Origin of the sequence: Allobranchiibius huperziae (assembly GCF_013410455.1) — a bacterium.
Taxonomy (GTDB): Bacteria; Actinomycetota; Actinomycetes; order Actinomycetales; family Dermatophilaceae; genus Allobranchiibius; species Allobranchiibius huperziae.
In genome coordinates this window covers 2,683,774-2,701,148 of record NZ_JACCFW010000001.1, presented here as the reverse complement: position 1 = coordinate 2,701,148, position 17,375 = coordinate 2,683,774, and the positions used below count along the sequence as shown (strand labels likewise).

At 67.2% G+C, this 17,375-nt stretch carries 15 protein-coding genes; 6 read left to right on the top strand and 9 right to left on the bottom strand.

The annotated features are described in order from the left end of the window. Positions 1-41: 41 nt before the first annotated feature. From HNR15_RS12640 to HNR15_RS12625, 4 genes are read left to right on the top strand one after another with little or no spacing between them, the layout of a single operon-like run. The gene (locus HNR15_RS12640; RefSeq protein ID WP_179482309.1) at positions 42-1,550 is read left to right on the top strand and encodes an oligosaccharide flippase family protein; all 1,509 of its coding nucleotides are present in this window, start codon (positions 42-44) and stop codon (positions 1,548-1,550) included. Positions 1,551-1,572: 22 nt separating this feature from the next. Next, positions 1,573-3,066: a tyrosine-protein kinase domain-containing protein gene (locus tag HNR15_RS12635; RefSeq protein WP_179482307.1), complete on the top strand. Its 1,494-nt coding sequence runs from the start codon at positions 1,573-1,575 to the stop codon at positions 3,064-3,066. A gap of 1 nt (position 3,067) precedes the next feature. Next, a complete protein-coding gene (locus tag HNR15_RS12630; protein WP_179482305.1) occupies positions 3,068-3,742 on the top strand; it encodes an arsenate reductase/protein-tyrosine-phosphatase family protein in 675 nt (224 codons plus the stop codon). Positions 3,743-3,787: 45 nt separating this feature from the next. Next, complete coding sequence (locus HNR15_RS12625; RefSeq protein WP_179482303.1) at positions 3,788-5,086, top strand: hypothetical protein; 1,299 nt, start codon at positions 3,788-3,790, stop codon at positions 5,084-5,086. A gap of 31 nt (positions 5,087-5,117) precedes the next feature. Here HNR15_RS12625 and HNR15_RS12620 read toward each other — a convergent pair whose 3' ends face one another. Genes HNR15_RS12620 through HNR15_RS12580 form a run of 9 tightly spaced genes read right to left on the bottom strand, consistent with a single transcriptional unit; the run spans position 5,118 to position 14,168 of the window. Beyond that, entirely contained in the window at positions 5,118-6,071 is a 954-nt protein-coding gene (locus tag HNR15_RS12620; protein ID WP_179482301.1) for a glycosyltransferase, read from the bottom strand. A gap of 50 nt (positions 6,072-6,121) precedes the next feature. Beyond that, complete coding sequence (locus HNR15_RS12615; protein WP_179482299.1) at positions 6,122-7,207, bottom strand: glycosyltransferase; 1,086 nt, start codon at positions 7,205-7,207, stop codon at positions 6,122-6,124. Next, the gene (locus tag HNR15_RS12610; RefSeq protein ID WP_179482297.1) at positions 7,183-8,571 is read right to left on the bottom strand and encodes a phenylacetate--CoA ligase family protein; all 1,389 of its coding nucleotides are present in this window, start codon (positions 8,569-8,571) and stop codon (positions 7,183-7,185) included. The genes HNR15_RS12615 and HNR15_RS12610 overlap by 25 nt, the downstream gene beginning before the upstream one ends. A 2-nt stretch (positions 8,572-8,573) precedes the next feature. After that, positions 8,574-9,476, bottom strand: coding sequence for an aldo-keto reductase family protein (locus HNR15_RS12605; RefSeq protein WP_218883705.1), 903 nt, complete (start codon positions 9,474-9,476; stop codon positions 8,574-8,576). After that, positions 9,473-10,576, bottom strand: a complete 1,104-nt coding sequence (locus tag HNR15_RS12600) for a Gfo/Idh/MocA family protein (RefSeq protein ID WP_179482295.1) — start codon at positions 10,574-10,576, stop codon at positions 9,473-9,475. Before HNR15_RS12600 ends, HNR15_RS12605 begins: the two co-directional genes overlap by 4 nt. Continuing rightward, complete coding sequence (locus HNR15_RS12595) at positions 10,573-11,748, bottom strand: DUF1972 domain-containing protein (RefSeq protein ID WP_179482293.1); 1,176 nt, start codon at positions 11,746-11,748, stop codon at positions 10,573-10,575. Before HNR15_RS12595 ends, HNR15_RS12600 begins: the two co-directional genes overlap by 4 nt. Beyond that, positions 11,745-12,938, bottom strand: a complete 1,194-nt coding sequence (locus HNR15_RS12590) for a glycosyltransferase family 4 protein (RefSeq protein WP_179482291.1) — start codon at positions 12,936-12,938, stop codon at positions 11,745-11,747. Before HNR15_RS12590 ends, HNR15_RS12595 begins: the two co-directional genes overlap by 4 nt. Continuing rightward, complete coding sequence (locus HNR15_RS12585; RefSeq protein ID WP_343048533.1) at positions 12,935-13,702, bottom strand: CDP-alcohol phosphatidyltransferase family protein; 768 nt, start codon at positions 13,700-13,702, stop codon at positions 12,935-12,937. The genes HNR15_RS12590 and HNR15_RS12585 overlap by 4 nt, the downstream gene beginning before the upstream one ends. Positions 13,703-13,745: 43 nt before the next feature. Beyond that, the gene (locus tag HNR15_RS12580) at positions 13,746-14,168 is read right to left on the bottom strand and encodes an FAD synthase family protein (RefSeq protein ID WP_179482289.1); all 423 of its coding nucleotides are present in this window, start codon (positions 14,166-14,168) and stop codon (positions 13,746-13,748) included. A gap of 471 nt (positions 14,169-14,639) precedes the next feature. Here HNR15_RS12580 and HNR15_RS12575 point away from each other — a divergent pair, with 471 nt between their 5' ends. Continuing rightward, entirely contained in the window at positions 14,640-15,641 is a 1,002-nt protein-coding gene (locus HNR15_RS12575; RefSeq protein WP_179482287.1) for an ATP-grasp domain-containing protein, read from the top strand. Next, positions 15,641-17,185, top strand: a complete 1,545-nt coding sequence (locus HNR15_RS12570; protein WP_179482285.1) for a hypothetical protein — start codon at positions 15,641-15,643, stop codon at positions 17,183-17,185. The genes HNR15_RS12575 and HNR15_RS12570 overlap by 1 nt, the downstream gene beginning before the upstream one ends. Positions 17,186-17,375: the final 190 nt, after the last annotated feature.

The following is a 17,375-nucleotide window of genomic DNA, read 5'->3' as shown; positions in this document are numbered from 1 at the left end:
AGTCGCCAGTGACCGGGGTCAGTGAGCTCCCTCCTCCTGAGGTGGACGAGGAGGAGGGAGGTGGTTACGAGACGAGGATCCCCTCCCAGGGGCTGGGCGAACGCGCGGCACGAGGCGCCATCGTCACTGTGGGCGGCCAGGTCGTGCGCATCCTGATCCAGATGACCGGGGTCGTCGCGCTGGCCCGGATCCTGAGTCCCCGCGACTACGGTCTGCTCGCCATGGTGGTCGCCATCGTGGGGGTGGCCGAGATCTTTCGCGATTTCGGTCTGTCCTACGCGGCGGTCCAGGCGCGGACCCTGTCGGCCGGGCAACGCAGCAATCTGTTCTGGATCAATACCGGGCTGGGCGCGTCACTCACCGTTGTCATCATCGCCGGGGCGCCGTTGATCGCACTGATCTACGGGCAGCCCGAACTGCGGCGGATCGCCATGGTGCTGTCGTTCGTCTTCCTGTTCGACGGTCTGGCGACCCAGTACCGCGCTGACCTGAATCGGAACATGCGATTCGGCGTCCTGGCCGCGACCGATGTCGTCTCGGTGATGCTGGCGGCCGCCCTCGCTGTGCTGCTCGCGGTGTGGGGGGCCGGCTACTGGGCCCTGGTCGCCCAACAGTTGGGGCAGGCGGTGATCGGACTCATGATCGTCGTCGGCGTCTCGCGGTGGATCCCCGGCAAACCGTCGCGTCACGAACCGATGAGGCATCTGCTGCGTTTCGGGTGGCATTACGTCAGCGCCCAGCTCATCCAGTACGTAGGCAGCAACGCCGACTCCTTCATCATCGGGACGCGGTTCGGGGCGAGACCGCTCGGTCTGTACAACCGGGGATTCCAGCTCCTGATGGCACCTCTCGGCCAGGTGCGTTCACCGACCACCAGCGTTGCGCTCCCGGTGCTGTCGCGGCTGCGGGACGATTCGGTTCGGCACGACCGATATGTGCTTCGCGGCCAGCTGGCCCTCGGCTACCTGCTCGTCCTTCCCATCGCGTTCCTGGCCGGAGCGGCGAGGCCGGTCATCGTCCTGGTCCTCGGAGACCGATGGAGCGGGGTCGTCCCGATCTTCCGGATGCTCGCCGTCGCGGGCGCTGTCCAGACGTTCTCCTTCGCCTGCTTCTGGATCTACCTGTCGCGGGAGATCACCGGCCAGCTCGTCAAGCTCTCGTACGTCGAAACGGGAATCCGCATCGCGTGCCTGGTGATTGGCAGCAGGTGGGGCGTGGTGGGCGTCGCGACCGGGTACGCCGTCTCCGCCGCCATCAAGTGGCCGTTCTCGCTCTGGTTCGCCGCACGCAAGACGCAGTGTCCGGTCCGCGCGATGGTCCGTGATGCAACGCGCGTGACCGCCATGGCTGTCCTGTGCGGCGCAGCCGGCTTCGTCACCTGCTCGGTGGTGCCGTTGGCGCCCCTCACACAGATCTTGTTGAGCGCCTGCGCGTGCGTGGCCGCCATCGCGGGCGCGGCGGCGCTCGCGCCGGCCGTGCGCCGCGACGTCGAGGACATCGTTCACACCGTTCAGTCGGTTGTTCGCCGGAAGGGGAAGTTAGCGCAATGAATGTCGAAGGGGACTGTTCGCGATGACGATTCACACCTATGCCCAGATCGTTCGACGGCGTTGGCGCATCATGCTGGGCCTGCTCGCCACGTGTGTGATCGCCGCGCTGCTGTGGTCGGTGACGACGACACCTATGTACCGTTCCAGCGCCAGCGTGTACTTCTCGCTGTCGTACGGGAACAGCGCGGTCGATCTGTCGCAGGGGTCGTCCTACACGCAGGCCCAGATGGAGTCGTACGCGATGCTCGCGACCAGCCCCCGGGTACTGGGGGAGGTTGCGACGATGCTCCCGTTCCCCGCGACCGAAGCACAGCTCGCTCGTGAAGTGTCCACGAGTGTCGCCGCAGGCACGGTGATCATCCACATCAGTGCGTCCGACCGGTCTCCACAGCACGCGGCAGCGATCGCGAACAAGGTCACCGACGTCCTGGGTGTGACCGCGAAGAGCCTGTCGCCCAAGGACTCTCGCGGGCGCCCGACAGTGGACGTCTACGCGGTCGGTGCGGCGCGGGTCCCCACGAAACCGGCCGTGCCGGCGACGAAACGGAACATCGCGGCCGGCTTCCTCGGTGGCCTGATCCTCGCCTTCGCGATCGGGGTGCTGCGGGACAAGCTCGACGACAAGGTGCGGTGCGCCGCCGATCTCAGCGAGGTCGTCGACAAGCCGGTGCTCGGCGAGGTGACGATGCCACGGCGGTCTCGGTGGTCCGGAGGAGCTCAGCTGCCGGTGCGCGACGTTCCGTTGAGTGGGCGTGCGGAGTCGTACCGCAAGTTGAGGACGAACCTGAGGTTCATGCAGGTCGGGAGCGGGCGCAGTTCCGTGGTCATCACCTCGAGCGAGGAATCGGAGGGGAAGACGACCACGGCGCTCAACCTCGCTTTCGCGTGCGCCGAGGCCGGCGACCGAGTCCTCCTGATCGACGCCGACCTGCGCAAACCGGCGGTGGCGCAACGACTCGGCATCGAAGGGAGTGCCGGCCTCTCGTCCATCCTGTCCGGGCTGTCCGCCTTCGAGGACGTCGTACAGCCGTCGGGCGCCGACAACAAGCTGTTCGTGCTGCCCTCCGGCGCCGTGCCCCCGAACCCCGGGCAGCTGTTGAGCTCGTCGCAGATGGCGGTGCTCGTGCAATGTCTGGCCGACGACTACGACATCGTGATCCTGGACTGTCCGCCGCTCGGTCCCGTGACCGACGCTGCTCTGATCGCCCACCTCACCTCCGGGGCGGTGCTCGTGGCGGGTGCGGGATCCGTCTCGCAGTCGCGACTGGCCGAGAGTGTCCGTGCGCTGGAGCAGGGGGGCGCCAAACTGCTCGGGGTGGTCCTGGCGAGGAAGCGCTTCCGGTCAGGTCGTGACCGCACGTACGGCGGCGCGGAATCGGGCCGGCACACCACAGCGGTACCTCAGGCGGATGCTCCTGAACTGGACTCGCCCGAGCTTCCTGTCGAGCTCGTCGGGAAGCCGAGCGTCCGTACCGGCGCGACCGTGCAGGCAAGTGTCCGCAGGGGGGTGAGATGACGTGGCGAGCGACTGCTTCAAGGTCCTGGTGGTGTGCACCGCGAACATCTGCAGGTCTCCCGCCACAGCGCTCCTGCTGAGGTCGTCGTTGCAGGATGCGCTCGCGATCTCGGTCGTCAGTGCAGGTACCCGTGCGCTGAAGGGTTCCGAGATGGTCGCGGCCATGCAACAGAAGCTTCCCGCGGATCTGTCAGACGGCGCAGCAACCTTCCGCTCGACCAGGCTGACCGCCGCGATGTTGCTGGAGGCCGACCTCATTCTCGTGATGACGCGCGTGCACCGCTCCGAAGTCGTCTCCATGTGTCCCTCGGTCGTGCGAAAGGTCTTCACGGTGCCGGAGTTCGCACGTCTCTTGGATGACGCGCTGACGTACCGCAGCTCGTGCCGCTCGAACAGCTGCGGAGCAACACCGTCCGACGCTCTTCGGCAGTTGCGTGAGGACGCCTCCCGCGCACGAGGCGCGGTCCGGGCTCCCGGGAGGGACGACGACATCCAGGACCCAGCGCGCATGTCGCGCCGTGAGTGCAGGAAGGTGCTCGAGCGGATCGCGCGGAGTGTGGAGCCGATCGCCCGAGCCTTCGAGCAGGTGACCGAGCGCCACGACCGAGAGCCTCTCCTCGTCAGCAGCACGGACGTCAGCTGCGTGGAGTGTTCGCCGATCTACAACGGCGTCTGAGGTCGGTCCGACGTGTCGCACAGCACAGCATTCCCCCGGGGCCGCGTGGACGAGCCGCGAGGGGAGACGGACGCCCCGGCGGGGTCGACACAGGGCGGGGCGGGCTCGAGCGCCGGTCGCGAACGTGACACCGAGATCGTCAACAGGACCGTCCTCGTCGAGCAGGTCCTTGCGGTGCTCTGCCTCTTCCTGCTGGGACTGCGGCTGACGGTGCACTACGGGGTCACCAGTGGGGACGTGCTCGCATTCCTCCTGCTTCCGCTGTCGCTCCCCACGCTCGGCCGGTACTGGGGAGCCAAATGGGCGCTCGCGTGCGGAATGGCCGCCATGGTCGCTGGGTTGTTCCTCAGCCGATCGACCGCGGTCGACCATGTCGTGGTGGGCCGCGCACAGATCGCTGCGGCTGCCCTTCTCGGGGGGATTCTCCTCGGGGTGTGCACCGTCCTCTGGGCCCGGACGATCCTGCCGTTGTGGTTGGTGGGGCTGTGCTTCGGTCTGGGCAGTCTGATGAGCGTGCCGAGGATGACCTTCGTCTACTCGACGGGATCGTGGAAGTTCGGCTACGCGACCCCCGTGACGATCGTGGTGCTCAGCATCGCCGTGGCCACGCGCATGAAGTGGCCCCAACTCGCAGCGCTCGGTGGTTTGATGGCGGTCGCTGCGGGCACCGACTCCAGGTCACTCTTCGCGACGTACATCGTGACCGGCGCCCTCCTGTTGTGCGCGGGTCGATACACGTGGGGGGACGACCTTCGCGCGTCATTCGCGAAGGCCGGTCTGCTCGTCGTCGTTCTGGCAGCGATCCTGACTCTCGGCCAGACTCTGATCCTCCGGGGATATCTGGGAGCCGAGACCGAGCAGCGCACCGTCCTGCAACTCAACCGTTCAGGATCGCTGCTCCTGGGCGGCCGTCCCGAGCTGGTGGGGTTCAAGAGCCTGTTGATGGAGCATCCGCTCGGCTACGGAATGGGCGTCCAGCCCAACATGCACGACATCTCGATCGCCGAGAACGCCATGCAAGCCATCGGTGCGGACCCGCGGCTCGGCGGCCTCGACAAGTACATGTTCTATTCGGGTCAGTTCGAACTGCACAGCATCACGGCTGATCTGTGGGCGCCTTACGGGATCCTCGGTTTGGTCCTCGCAGGAATCATCGCGGTCGTCGCTCTCCGATTCCTGACGGCGGCCATCTCCGGGAGCCGGGTCAATGCGCTGGTGCTGTTCCTCTCGTGCGTCACTGTCTGGGATCTGCTGGGCACGCCCCTGTGGACAGCAGCGCCGACGCTGACGCTGCTCCTGGGCAGCGCTCCGGTGGTGGCGCGCGCACGTCGCGAACAACCATGACGCGTGATACCTGGCTGCAAGCCTGGGGTCGTCAGGTGGGTGCGTCAGATCGTGCGTACTGCTCGAACCGACGTCCGCAGGCTCCGGCGATCATGCCCATCCCTCGGAACGACGCGCCCGCCCCTTGCGCCTGAAGACGCTTCCTCCGACACGCGTAGCCGATGACTACTCGCGGCATCCCCCTGCCGATGAGGGCGCACCCTGCCGCGAGCCGGTAGGCGGTCACGTACGCCCGTCGCCACCGACCCGCCGCGAGACGCACGTCGATCAAGCTCTGCAGATTGCCCTGTGACCACGCTCGGCGAAGTACCCACGACCTCGTGAGACGTTCAGCTGGGATGACGTCCTCGACCGCCGACTCGGCACACCAGATGATCTGCAGTCCCTGCTGAACGAGGCGCCTGCCCAGCAGGCTGTCCTCACCGCCCGTTCTGCCGAAGGGCTCCTCGAAGCGAAGACCTGAGGAGCGCAGCTGCCGTAGGTCGATCAGGAGGTTTCCCGCGGCGGCGGTCGGCATACGCGTGCCCGAGGCCCGAACCGGGCGGTCGAAGAACCCGCCCGCGATCAACCACGTCTCAGGAGGAGACGCATACCGGGGGAGGACCCGTCCTGGAACAGCCACCGGGCGATGAACCGCCCATGTGTCGACCAACGCGGGCAACCACCCTGGAAGCGGTCGTTCGTCGTCGTCGATGAACACCAGGAGATCCGCTCCGGCCGCTTCGTCGACCGCGCGGTTGCGGGCAGCTGCGATCCCCGGATCGGGCTCGCACACATAGCGCACGGCCGGGCCCATCTCCTCGACGACGGGACCGGCCGACCCCGACGGATCGTTGTCGACGACGAGGACGGATGCCGAGATCGGTCCTGGCGAGGCGGCGGTCAGAGACTCGACATGTCTGGCGACCTCGGGGAGATGTCTGCGCAACTCCTCACAGCGGCGGAAGGTGAGTATCGCGACCACGAGAGTGAGAGGACGATGCACCGGACCTGGTCCTCGGCCGGTGCGAAGATCGGTGTGCTGTTCGGTCGTGCTCATCGCAGGCCCGGGCGCATGGAACGAGGACCCGCGTTGACGATGGATGCGGCGTGACGGTAGGCGTCCTCGTGAAGGGCCGCGGAGAGGTCCCACTCACGGGTCTCCAGCCGTGGGCGACCCTTCGGCGGATTCGCGCGCAGCGCCTCGAGTGCGTCCACCAGGTCCGTACCCGTGAGGTTGCCGGCGTAGAGGTGGACCCAGCCGGCGCCGACCTCCGACTGCAGATCGCGGTTGACCGCGTTGTCCTGGATCAGCACGGGACGGTCCAGTGACAGTGCGGCCAGAGCGCTTCCGGAGTTGTGCATCTCCGGATGCGGCAGGACCACCATCTCCGCTTCTGTGATCGCGGTGACGAGGTCGGGGTTCTCCAGGAAGCCGGGGGCGAAGCTAATCCGAGGATCTGTGCTGACCAGTCGTTCCAGGTCCGCGCCGAGCGCCGGCGTCGACGGTTTGCCGGCGACGGTCAGACTCAGGGCGGGATCGGTCGTCTCCTGGAATGCCCGCACAAGACCGTCCACCCCCTTGTACCGCCGGATCATTCCGAAGTAGGCGAAGTGTCCGGTCCGTGCCGTGCTGTGGGGATAACGGTCGTACCACGGGCGGTAGTGGCCATGGGGGATGACATGTCGAGCACGTGCGTGGGGTACCGGGGTGTGCTCGTTGAGGCAGATGCCGAGCACGGTCTGATGCTCGAAGGCGTGCAGCAGCAGGGTTTCTCGACGCGAGATCCCCTGGGGCAGACCGATGTTGTGCACCGTGCGTACGACGGCCGTTCGACGCGCCTTCCACTTGACCAGGAGCAGTGCGAACAGGGCCTGTCGAGCAACCGATCTCAGCGGGGTGCGGCCCTGCAGCATCGCCTCCGGCCAGTGGGCGTGGAAGACCTCATGCCGTCCCAGCAGCGCTTCTCTCCATGAGAAGTACCGGTAGTCGATGGCGTCACGTGCTTCCACACTCTGGGCGAGCAGAATGTTGTAGGGATTGGTGGTCGGGAGCGGTCGGGGCCCGGATTGCAGCACCGTCAACGGTGTCGCGGTCGAGTCCCGCACCAGCTCCGCTACCGCGCGTCGCTGGTCACGCATCTGACTTTCCCACCCGCGTGAGGTATCCGGTCGACGAGCACGACGGCGACCTTCACCTGGTGATCGAGGAGCTCTCGAAGGTTCGACGCGACCACCTGGATGTCGCGCGCGGAGTCGGGCCGGTGCGCCGATACGCATCGCAGCACCACGGAGCGGTCGGAGATCTGATGTATCTGGAACTGTCGGACCGCGCCAGGGTGTCGGCTGAAGATCTGCGCGAGGCCCTCACCCGCCACGACCTGCCCACCGGGCAGACGCAACGCGTCGGTCTGACGCCCGCTGATGGGCTGGATCCGAGGGAGCGTGACACCGCACGCGCACGGGGCGTCGATCGCAGCGGTTCGGTCACCGAGTCGATAACGGATGAGCGGGAACACCCTGTTGTTGAGGTCGGTGACGACGGTGTCACCCACGGTGCCCGCGGCCACGGGGACGCCGGTCTCGTCGAGAAGCTCGAGTTTGCGGACGTCGGCGAAGACGTGCAGTCCCTCATGGGCGGCACACTCACCCGCGATCCAGGGCACCTCCGATGACCGGTAGTGGTCGTAGACGGGTGCGTCGAACGCCTCCGAGATGGTGGCTCGCTGGGGGTCGGTCAGCGGGGCCGCGGTCGTGGCGACTGCTCGCGGCTGATGGACACGGATGTCCCGCGCGAGGAGCTCTGCGGCTACTTCGCTGATCGCACCGGCGTAGCCGATCAACAAGGAAGGCTCGACCGACTGCCATTGCGCGAGGAACTGTCCGATCGTCTCCTCGTTCATCCGGAACGCGTCGAGCTGGAACCGTACGGACGGCCACCAGGACGCCGCGTGGCGGAGTCGATCCTTCTGGGATTTCGTGTGGCGTTGCACGATCGCAATATCCACAGACGGGTCCAAGCCCCACCAGTGGAACAACTGCCACTCCAGGGCCCGCGCCGGCACCCGCACATCACGCAGAATCCGCAGGGGTTCTCCCGTGCTGCCGCCGGTGACGTTCAGCGCCGTGTTCGCGCTGATGGCCTCATCCGTCCGGAAGTCGGCGAAGCGCTCGCGGACGTCCTCCTTGCCGATGGTGGGCAGTTGGCAGAAGGCTGCAGGGTCTCGCAGGTCCTCGATGGAGAATCCCGCGGACCGGTAGAGGTCGCGGTAGAAGCGCGAATGCTGCATGGCGAACGAAGCCTGCGCGATCGTCCGCTGATCCTGCAGCGTTTGCAGCGCCTCCGGATCCATCCGCTCATGCGCCAGATGCTCGCGGTAGGCAGTCCGTGTGGCGCGCAGGACGGTCGCCGCCTTCACGTCGAACGCCGGCCTCCTCAGCGGCTCAGGATGCAGCAGCCCGCGGCCCCGCGCCCGGGACGAAGCGAATGCAGTGCCCGCAGCCATGGTCAGCAGAACTCCGCAACGAGTTCGGCGGTCTGGGCGATGTTCGCCCGACTCGATGCTCCGAAGACGATGGACTCGATCTGCGGCTGGCTGCACACCCACTCCAGGGCCTCACGCGGCGGGATCGCGCCGGACGCGAAGACCGACATCGCGACCGCTCGGAACTGCCGGTCGCGCAGTGCGGCCTGGTACTCCTCGATCCCGCCCGACATGCGGAATCCGAGCTTGTTGATGTTCGAGCAGACGATGGGGTTGACCAGGCCGATGTCGTCGAACATGTCCAGCGCGCGCGGCAGGTTCATCGTGATGTAGCCGGGTTCGGCGCCGTACCGGGTGCGTACGTGCTCATCGAAGATCGAGAAGGCGTCCTTGAAGTCGAGTCCGAGGAGGAGATCGACGACCACGTTCTGCAGCCAGATCACCGGGGTGCGAACACCTCGGAAGGCTGCCATCTCGGCGTCGACGAGCAGCGTGATGATGCCCTCGACATCCTTGGTCGCGAGTGCGCGGCCACCCCGGAACGCGGCGTTGAACAGACCCTCCTCGGGCAGGAACCGGCGGATCGCCCCGAGCATGCCGTCCTCGGTGACGGCATCGGCGTACTTGTGCGCGTAGGGCATGCACGGGTAGAAGGTGAAGTCCGCGTAGCGCTCGGGGTTTGCGCGCACGTGAGCGCAGATCTCGCCGATCCGGTCGTGCGTGGTGCACATGAAGGTGTCGATGCCTTCGTCACATGCCGCGTCGAGGACCCGAACGATGGAATCGAGGTTCTGGAAGCGCATCGCCTGCTGGCGCGCCTTCTCCTCCGACATGTGGTTCACACCGAAGAACTGGTTGTCCCCGAAGAGCAGTCGCGGCATCCGGTCGGTCCGGTGGGCGGGCGAAGGGGCGATCTGTGTCGTCATGGCTGCTTCCGGAAGATGCGTCGCTTCATGCGATCGGTGGTCGTTGCTGGGGTCGGTTGCGCAGGGCGCAACTCGCGCAGGGAGGTCCCGACGGCGGCGTCCTGTGAGATCAGCTCGAGGGCACGGTCGGTGACCGCGGCGCTCTGGAACGTGTTGACGCCTTCGACCTTGCCTGCCCGGACGCGCTGCACGAAGTAGTCCAGTTGCGCGCTGTACTCCTCCCCGCGCAGATAGAACCACGTCGGGTCGGTCAACTCGGTGGTGTACTTGGTGTTCCAGCCGTGTTGATAGCCGGGCGGGGGCTCGACGGTGTCGCGCAGGTAGACCTGGCATTCCTGACGGTCGGCCTGGATGCGGCCGGCCGTACCCCAGATCGTCACCTTCGTGGTCATCTTGCGACAGGACTCGTCCGACCAGTTGACGCTGATCTGGCTGCTCACTCCCTCCTCGAAGTACATGGTCGCGAGCACCTCGTCCTCCGTATGGTCGGAGAAGACGCGCCGCAGCTGGGAGCCGCCGACGCCGACCGGTGCGCCGAGATACCACGTCAGCAGATCGATCGGGTGCGCCGCGTAGTCGTAGAGGCAGCCGCCGCCCTCGGACTTACGGCTGCGCCAGGTCGACCCCTTCGCCCTGAGGACGACGGGCCCGTACGCCTCCGCCAGTACGTGGGTGACCTGTCCGATCGCTTTGGCGTCGAGGAGATTTCGTACTTCCTGGAACGCTCCGACGAACTTGTTGTGGTAGCCGACCTGGGTCACCAGCCCACGTTCGTCGGCGAGTTCGCCGAGGGCGATGGATTCGGCCGATGTCAGGCAGAGCGGCTTTTCGCAGAACACGTGCAGGTCTCGTTCGAGCGCGGCGCGGACCATCGGCTCGTGCATGCGGGTCGGGGTGGCGATGAGGACCGCGTCCAACTCGACCGTGTCCAGCATGGTCTCGTAGTCGCTGAATCTCTGCATGCCGGTGTACTTCCCGAGGACGTCCAGGAGGTAACCGGCCGAGTCGACGATGCCTGCGACCTCGACATCCGGATGCGCATTGATCATCGACAGGTGGGACAACCCCATCTTGCCGAGTCCGACGACACCGATCTTCATGTTCCTACTCCTGCTCTCGTCCTGGCGGATCTGTCATGGGACGTCGCGAACTGCCGCAGGACGGCCTCGTACTGGCCGGCGACGTGCTCCCAGGTGAATTCACGGGCGTGCCGCGCTCGGCTCGCCGCCGACAGCGACTCGCGCAGGTCGGCTGAGTCGAGCAGCTCGGTGATGCAGCTGCTCGCCGACTCGACGTCGTCGAAGTAGAGCGCACCGTCGCCTGCTACCCAACGGTTGTACGGATTGTCGTGCGCCACAACGGGATTGCCCACCGCCATGGCCTCGACCAACGACGGGTTCGTGCCACCGACCGTGTGGCCGTGCAGGTAGATCGCGCTGTGCAGGCGAAGCGCCGCGACCTGCGCCGGCTCGTAGATCGCACCGACGAAGCGCACCTCGTCGCTCGCCGCGTCCATCACGGCTCGGTGGTAGGGATCGGTGTCGGGTGTGTAGTTGCCGAAGATCGCCAACTGATGTCCGCGGGACTTCGCCGAGAACGCCTGCACCAGCTCGAGGATCGAGTTCTCCGGGATCGGGCGGCAGATCAACGTGAGGTAGTTGCCGGGCGTCAGCCCCATGTCGAGCACGGGCTCGGTCGATGCCTCGCTGACGCGGTGGGCGCCGTAGGTGATCGTCGAGATCTTGCGTGCCGGTGCCTTGCGCTCGAGGTAATCGTTGATGCAGGGGTGGTCGGCGATGAGGTGATCGCCCACGGCGCACGCGATCCGCTCGTTCGTGTAGAGGATCGCCTGGCGCAACTTCCCCCACCGGGCGCGGGACCACTCGATGCCGTCCATGTTGATGACGTTGGGGATGCCACGAATCCGTTGCAGCACGTTGAAGATCGCGGTGTTGTACCCGAACGTCAGACACACGTCACGATGGCGTGCCGCGTGCCTCACGGTGATCCAGTCGAAGGTCGAGGTGCCGAGCCATCCGTCGCGGTCGACCGGCACGATGACGCGTTCGATGCCGCGCCAGACGTCCTCCCGCATCGGGCCGACACCCTGCTCCTGGCAGTAGACGACCACCCGCCACCCGTGGGCGTGGAGGTAGAGCGCTACGTTCTCGGCCGCGGTCTCGAATCCGCCGTACGCGGCGGGGATTCCATGCGTCCCCAGAATTCGGACCGTCGGCGGCGATACCGCTCCGGCTGCTGTCGTGTGACTCATGCGCCACGCACGACCTCTCGTGGTCGGGTGGACGCAACGTGCCTGTGCGCTTGGCGGCGATCACGGCACAGGCCCCCGATGAGGTCGGCAACCTCGGTGCCGTAGCGGTCGACCGTGAACCGGTCGAGAGCGCGGACCCTCGCCCTCTGGGCCAGGGACGTCGCCAAGCCCGGGTCATCCATCAGGCGAGCCGCTGAGGCAGCCATCGCATCGGCCTGCCCTGGGGGGACCAACAGGCCCGTCGCCTCGTGCTGAACAGTTTCGAGGTGTCCCATCGCGGCGGCGGCGATGACCGGCCGGCACGCGAATTGCGCTTCGACCACGGCGTTTCCGAAGGGTTCGCGCAGGGACGGCGCGAGGACGGCGTGCGATCGGGCGAGTGCCGGCCAGACGGGTGAGACGTATCCGGAGAAGGTCACCGAGCCTGCGAGGTCGTCGTCCTCGGCGCGGGCGCGGAGCTCCTCCTCGTACCACTCGTACCCGGCGAACGGCGTCCCACAGACTTCCAGGCGGACGTCGCGTCCGGCGCGACGCAATTGAGCCACAGCCTCCAGTGCGATGTGAGGCGCCTTGCGCGGCGACAGGCGCCCGATGACGACCAGCCGGAACGGCCGTGGTTCCGGGGCGGCGGTGGGCTCGGCGGATGGCTGGGGGACACCGTTGTAGATCAGGTGTGTCCGTCGCTTCAGCGCCGGCACGTCGCGAACGGTCGCATCCACCACCGACGGACTGATGGCGATGAGCGAATTGGCAGCGAGCAATGGTGTGTTCAGTGCGACTCTGATCGCTCGGCGATCCTCCGCCTCCGCTTCGTGCACGTGGCAGACCACACCGATTCGGCCGGATCGCGCCGCGGTGATCCACCAGGGGATGGTGACTGTGTTCACGTAGACGGCGTCGGGAGCGACGGACTTCAAGAGGCGCCGCATGCCCGGCAGCGACCGCGCGGCGTCGACGCCCAGAGCAAGTATCCCGGCGGCGGACATGTTCGATCGGCGCACCACGGGGAAGGAAAGGAATTCGACCTCCGCGCCGCGTGCGGTGAGGAGGGGCACCAACGGTCCGTTGCCGGGGATGGCCACGACCACTCGCCAGCCTCGGCCGCGCATCGCCGATACGGTCTGGAGCATCTGCAGGTCCGAGCCGTAGACATCCGCCGAAGGGTTCGCGATGAGCAGGGTCGGGGTCATGCGGGCGCACCCGTGGTCTCGGGGTGCGACAACGCGCGGAACCACTTCGCCAGGCCGGCTGCCAGATACGCGATGTTCGCCACCAGCAGGAGTCCGTAGACCCAGAGGAAGAGCTGGTGCTGCCCGATGAGCACGAAGGTCAGCAGCAGAACGCCGTAGTCGGTGGGCGCGACGAGCAGACTGCGCAGGACGGGCGCCGCAGCATCCTTCGCCGGCGCGGTGCCCCGTGCTCGATGCAGCTGGTCGTTGAGGATGATGACGAAGAACAGCACGCTGGCGACCCAGGTCCACATCAACGGGACGAGCAGCTCGCGGGCAGAGTCGCCGGCGCGATAGAAGGACACGAGTACCGCGAGGTGCAGCGCGCAGACCTTCCCGCTGTCGACCACGTGGTCCAGCCATTCGCCGGCGGGCGAGCCGCCGCCGCGGAGCCGGGCCAGCTGGCCGTCGGCGGAGTCGAACGCGTACCCGATGGCCAGGCACAGGGTCACGACGATGCCGAGAGCCGTTGTCGGTGAACCGAACACGAGCAACGCGATACCCGCCAGTGACCACCCCGCGCTGATCAGCGTGACGGCATTGGGCGTGAGGTGGCAGTGGTAGGCGACCGCGGCGATCAGGCGGCCGGCCTTGCGATTGACGAACCGGGAGTAGGCCGGCGCACCCTTGGAGGTCTTCTGCGCACCGGAGAGCCGCTGGATCGTCTGGCGCAGGGTTTCGTCGGGTGTGCGGCTGGTCACCGGGCTGCGCTGTGCGACGGACACTCAGCTCGCCCCGCCCGGTGTGACCGAGGTGCTCGCCGCTGCCTCACGACGCGGCATGGTGCAACGCCTCCCGCAGCAACGTGCTCGATGTGTGGATCGTGTACGGCAGGTAGCACACGGTCACTCCGACCGCGGCGAAATCCTGCTCGAGCCGGTCGCCCTTCGCGGTACCGCGCCAGTCGTCCCCCTTGAAGATGACGTCGAACGGATGCTCGCGCCAGGTGTCCAACTTGCGCGGGACGGTCTCGATGATCGCCTCGTCGACGAAGACGATGTGCTGGATGATCTCCAGCCGTTCTGATGTCGGGACGACCGGGGTCCGCCCCTTGGCCCGCTCGGCCATCTCGTCGGAGACGACTCCCGCGATCAAGTAGTCACACCGCTCGCGGGCTCGCCGCAGGATGTTGAGGTGGCCGACATGGAAGAGGTCGTACACCCCCGGCGCATAGCCAACGCAACCCCTCACGCCGACTCCTCTCATAGGTCTCCCGTCCTGTGCCGGGTGGCCGTGTGGCGAGCAGACTAGGGAGCCTTGCAATACGGCGCCGAGCTGTTGCGAGCGCGAAAGAAGCCCTGCAAAAAATCGGCAATACCCCCACCTCTTGGACAGGAGGGGGTCATCATCTCCTTGGGATTGTCCGGCAGGCCTCACGGGCATGTGTCGGCCCGCTGACCTGCGGTAACACACACTTGACGCTGTTCACCAGCGGTAAGTAGCAGTCAACGAAAGGTAAATAAAACGTAAACGCTTGACCAGGAAAAGGTAAGGGCTTACGTTCGCAGCCAATCAAGACCTGAAGAAGCCGAGCCACCTGGGGGCGGCGATCTTCCTCTCATAAAACGCACCGGTCTCCGAAGGTCGGTGCGCCAGATCAGTGCGCCACGACCACATGGGCCGCGGCGCTATTCCCTTTCGGGACCTTCCAAGGGGCACGCATTGTCAGAGCATCAGCCGCACGCGAATTACGGGCGGGAGACTCCGCAGTTCACGGCCGGACGGCGCCGCATCCTCGTCACGGGCGCCGAGGGCGCTGCCGGACATGTCCTGGTGGAGCAACTGGCCACCCGAGGCCTGCAGGTGCACTGCGCCGACAGCCGGCCGATGTGCCTCCCGTCAGCGGTGTGCCACCTCATGCCCGAGCCGACGAACCCCGGCTTCCTGCCCGCTCTGGCCCGGATCGTGCAGCGCTACGGCATCGACCTCGTCATACCCGCGAGTAGTGACGCCCTACCGGCGATCTCGGTCGGTCGACTCTCACTCGGCGTCGATGTCGTCGTCCCGGGGCCCGGGCCCACCGGTACGGCGCACGACCGGTTGCTGACCGCGTGGAGCCTGCGGTCACATGGAGTGGGGGTCCCCGATTTCGGCGTCCCGAGCGACTTCGCCGACGCCGAGGACGCGCTGGACGCGATGGGCGGTCAGCTGACGCTGCGCTCCCGTTGGGCCAGCGGAGCGCAAGCGGCGACGGTCCTCAATGGCTCGGACGACGTGGACTGGTCGGCCATGAGCGATGACTGGTTCGTGCAACGGTTCGTCCCCGGACCGGCATACTCCGTCGTCCTCTATCGGCCGCTGGACGGCAAGGGCCGGCTCTCGACGGTGTTGGAGGAGTCCGTCCGGGACGACACGGAGGCCACGATGACCCTGGTCGGGGACGATCACGCCGTCGGGGTGGAGGGAGTCGCACGGGCCGCGGTCCGCGCTCTCGGCCTGACCGGCCCCCTCGAGGTGGGAGTCCGGCGCGGCGCGGACGGACTGCCGATGGTGCTCGATGTGCAGGCGTGCTTCGGGCCGCACAGTGGCCTGAACCCGGAGATGCTCGACGCGGTCCTGCGGGATCACCCCGCGCCGCCGTCGTCCGGCGTACGCCGGCACGGGAATGCTCCGGGTGCGCCCGTCGAGCTGCGTAGTCGCACGGCTCGCGTCGAGGGGGCGTGATGAGCTGGGTTCCGGGGCGTGGCCGTCCGGTCGCCATGCCGTATGACCGAACACCGCTGCGTGGGCGCAGCGTCGACCCGCAGGCGCGCATCGCGTGGCTGCTGCGGCTCAGCAGGCTCGCGACAGTGCCGGGCCCGGCAGGGAAGTTCCTGGAGATGCTTCGAGCGCAGGGTTGTCACCTGGGCCCCAGCACCCTGTGCCGTTACGAAACCGGTGCCGAACGAGTCCCGCTCTCGGTGGTCCGCGCCTACGAAGCGGCGTTGAGCCTGCCTGCCGGACATCTTGTCGGGGTCATCTGTGGCATCGACCGGATGTTCGGTCCGGCGATCGCACCGGAAGCGCATGCACCGATGTCGCGCGTGCAGCTCGGCGCTGCCCTCGGCGACTGGGAGACCAGGGTGCCCGCCGGTGCCATGCTCGGGACCGACTGGATGCAGGTGGCCGACGTCATCACGCGACCGACCGGGCCGGTGCTCCCGCCGTCGGTGCTGAACAGTTGGGTGGATCAACTGCTGTCCGAGGCAATGCGATCGGTGCACCACGCATCGACGACTCGACTGCACACAGTGGGGTCGCTGCTGGCCGATGGTGACGCGAGCCGGATTCTGCTCGACTCGGTCGAGCGCGTCTCCTCCGAGCAGGGAGCCCGTGGTTCCGCCCGGGTCGTGGCCGTCCTCGGCACCAGTGCCGACCCTGCCGTGCTCCGCTGGCTGGTGGGCCTCTTCGAGCGGTCCGAGGGCGAGCAGCAGTGGGGTGCGGCCTACGGTCTGCTCAACTCGATCTGCCGCGGCACGCTTCCCGGGGACCTGGTCCCCGACCTCAGTCGCGCGATCATCCATGCCGCGAGCGATGGGATGGATCGCGGCCGACCCGCGTTCATGCTCGCGCAGCGTCTGTCGGCGACCCTCACCCAGCAGGTCGTGGCCAGGCTGGGGCGCTACCCGGCACCGACCGCCGCGGGTGCTCGGGTGCAGAGCCCGGCCGCCCTCAGCAGCTACCGGCTTGCCGCACTGCGGGAGTCGGGGCTGGACGACCCGATGTTGGATCGTCTCCTGCGCGAGGCGCTGTCGCCCGATTTCGTGGAACGCCAGGAGCATTCGCTGTTGATGCTGGCAGCCAGTCCCTATCGGGACGTCCTGGCCGACGTTGCCGTGCAGCAGATGGTCGACCCGGCCGAGCCGTATGCGGCGCAAGCGGCGGCACACGTGCTCACCTACCTCGCACGCCCCGGGCAGCAGCAGCAACTGGTCGAGCTCATGGTCACCTCTGGCGAGCGGTTCGCGCTGCTCCAGGCCCTCGCCCACGCCGGGTGCGTACCCGACGAGGTCGACCTGGCAGGCCTGGCGGACGACCCGGTGCTGGCACCGGCGGCAGTGTTCGCCGCGGGGATGAGCAACCATCCCGATCTGCAATGGTTCCGCACCAATCCGAGCATCGCCGGCAGCGAAGTGCAGTACATGGCCGAGTGGTGGGGGCGCACAGGACCCGCCATCACCGACGTCACGCCGACCCCGGGCAGCGGCCACCTTGGTCTGGCCGGGTGATCACGTGCCGGCCGGGTCCGTGGTCCATCCGGCTGGACCCGACGGCTGCGCATGGTGACCGGTTTCCTCGGGCGAGAGCGCCTCGGCGGTGACTGCTCGATGAACGCTCGACTCGCGGACGCCTAAGAGCCCGATTGGACTGGCATTGGTATATTTTTGGTCTGGTCGCGGTCAAGAGATGCGGCGTTGC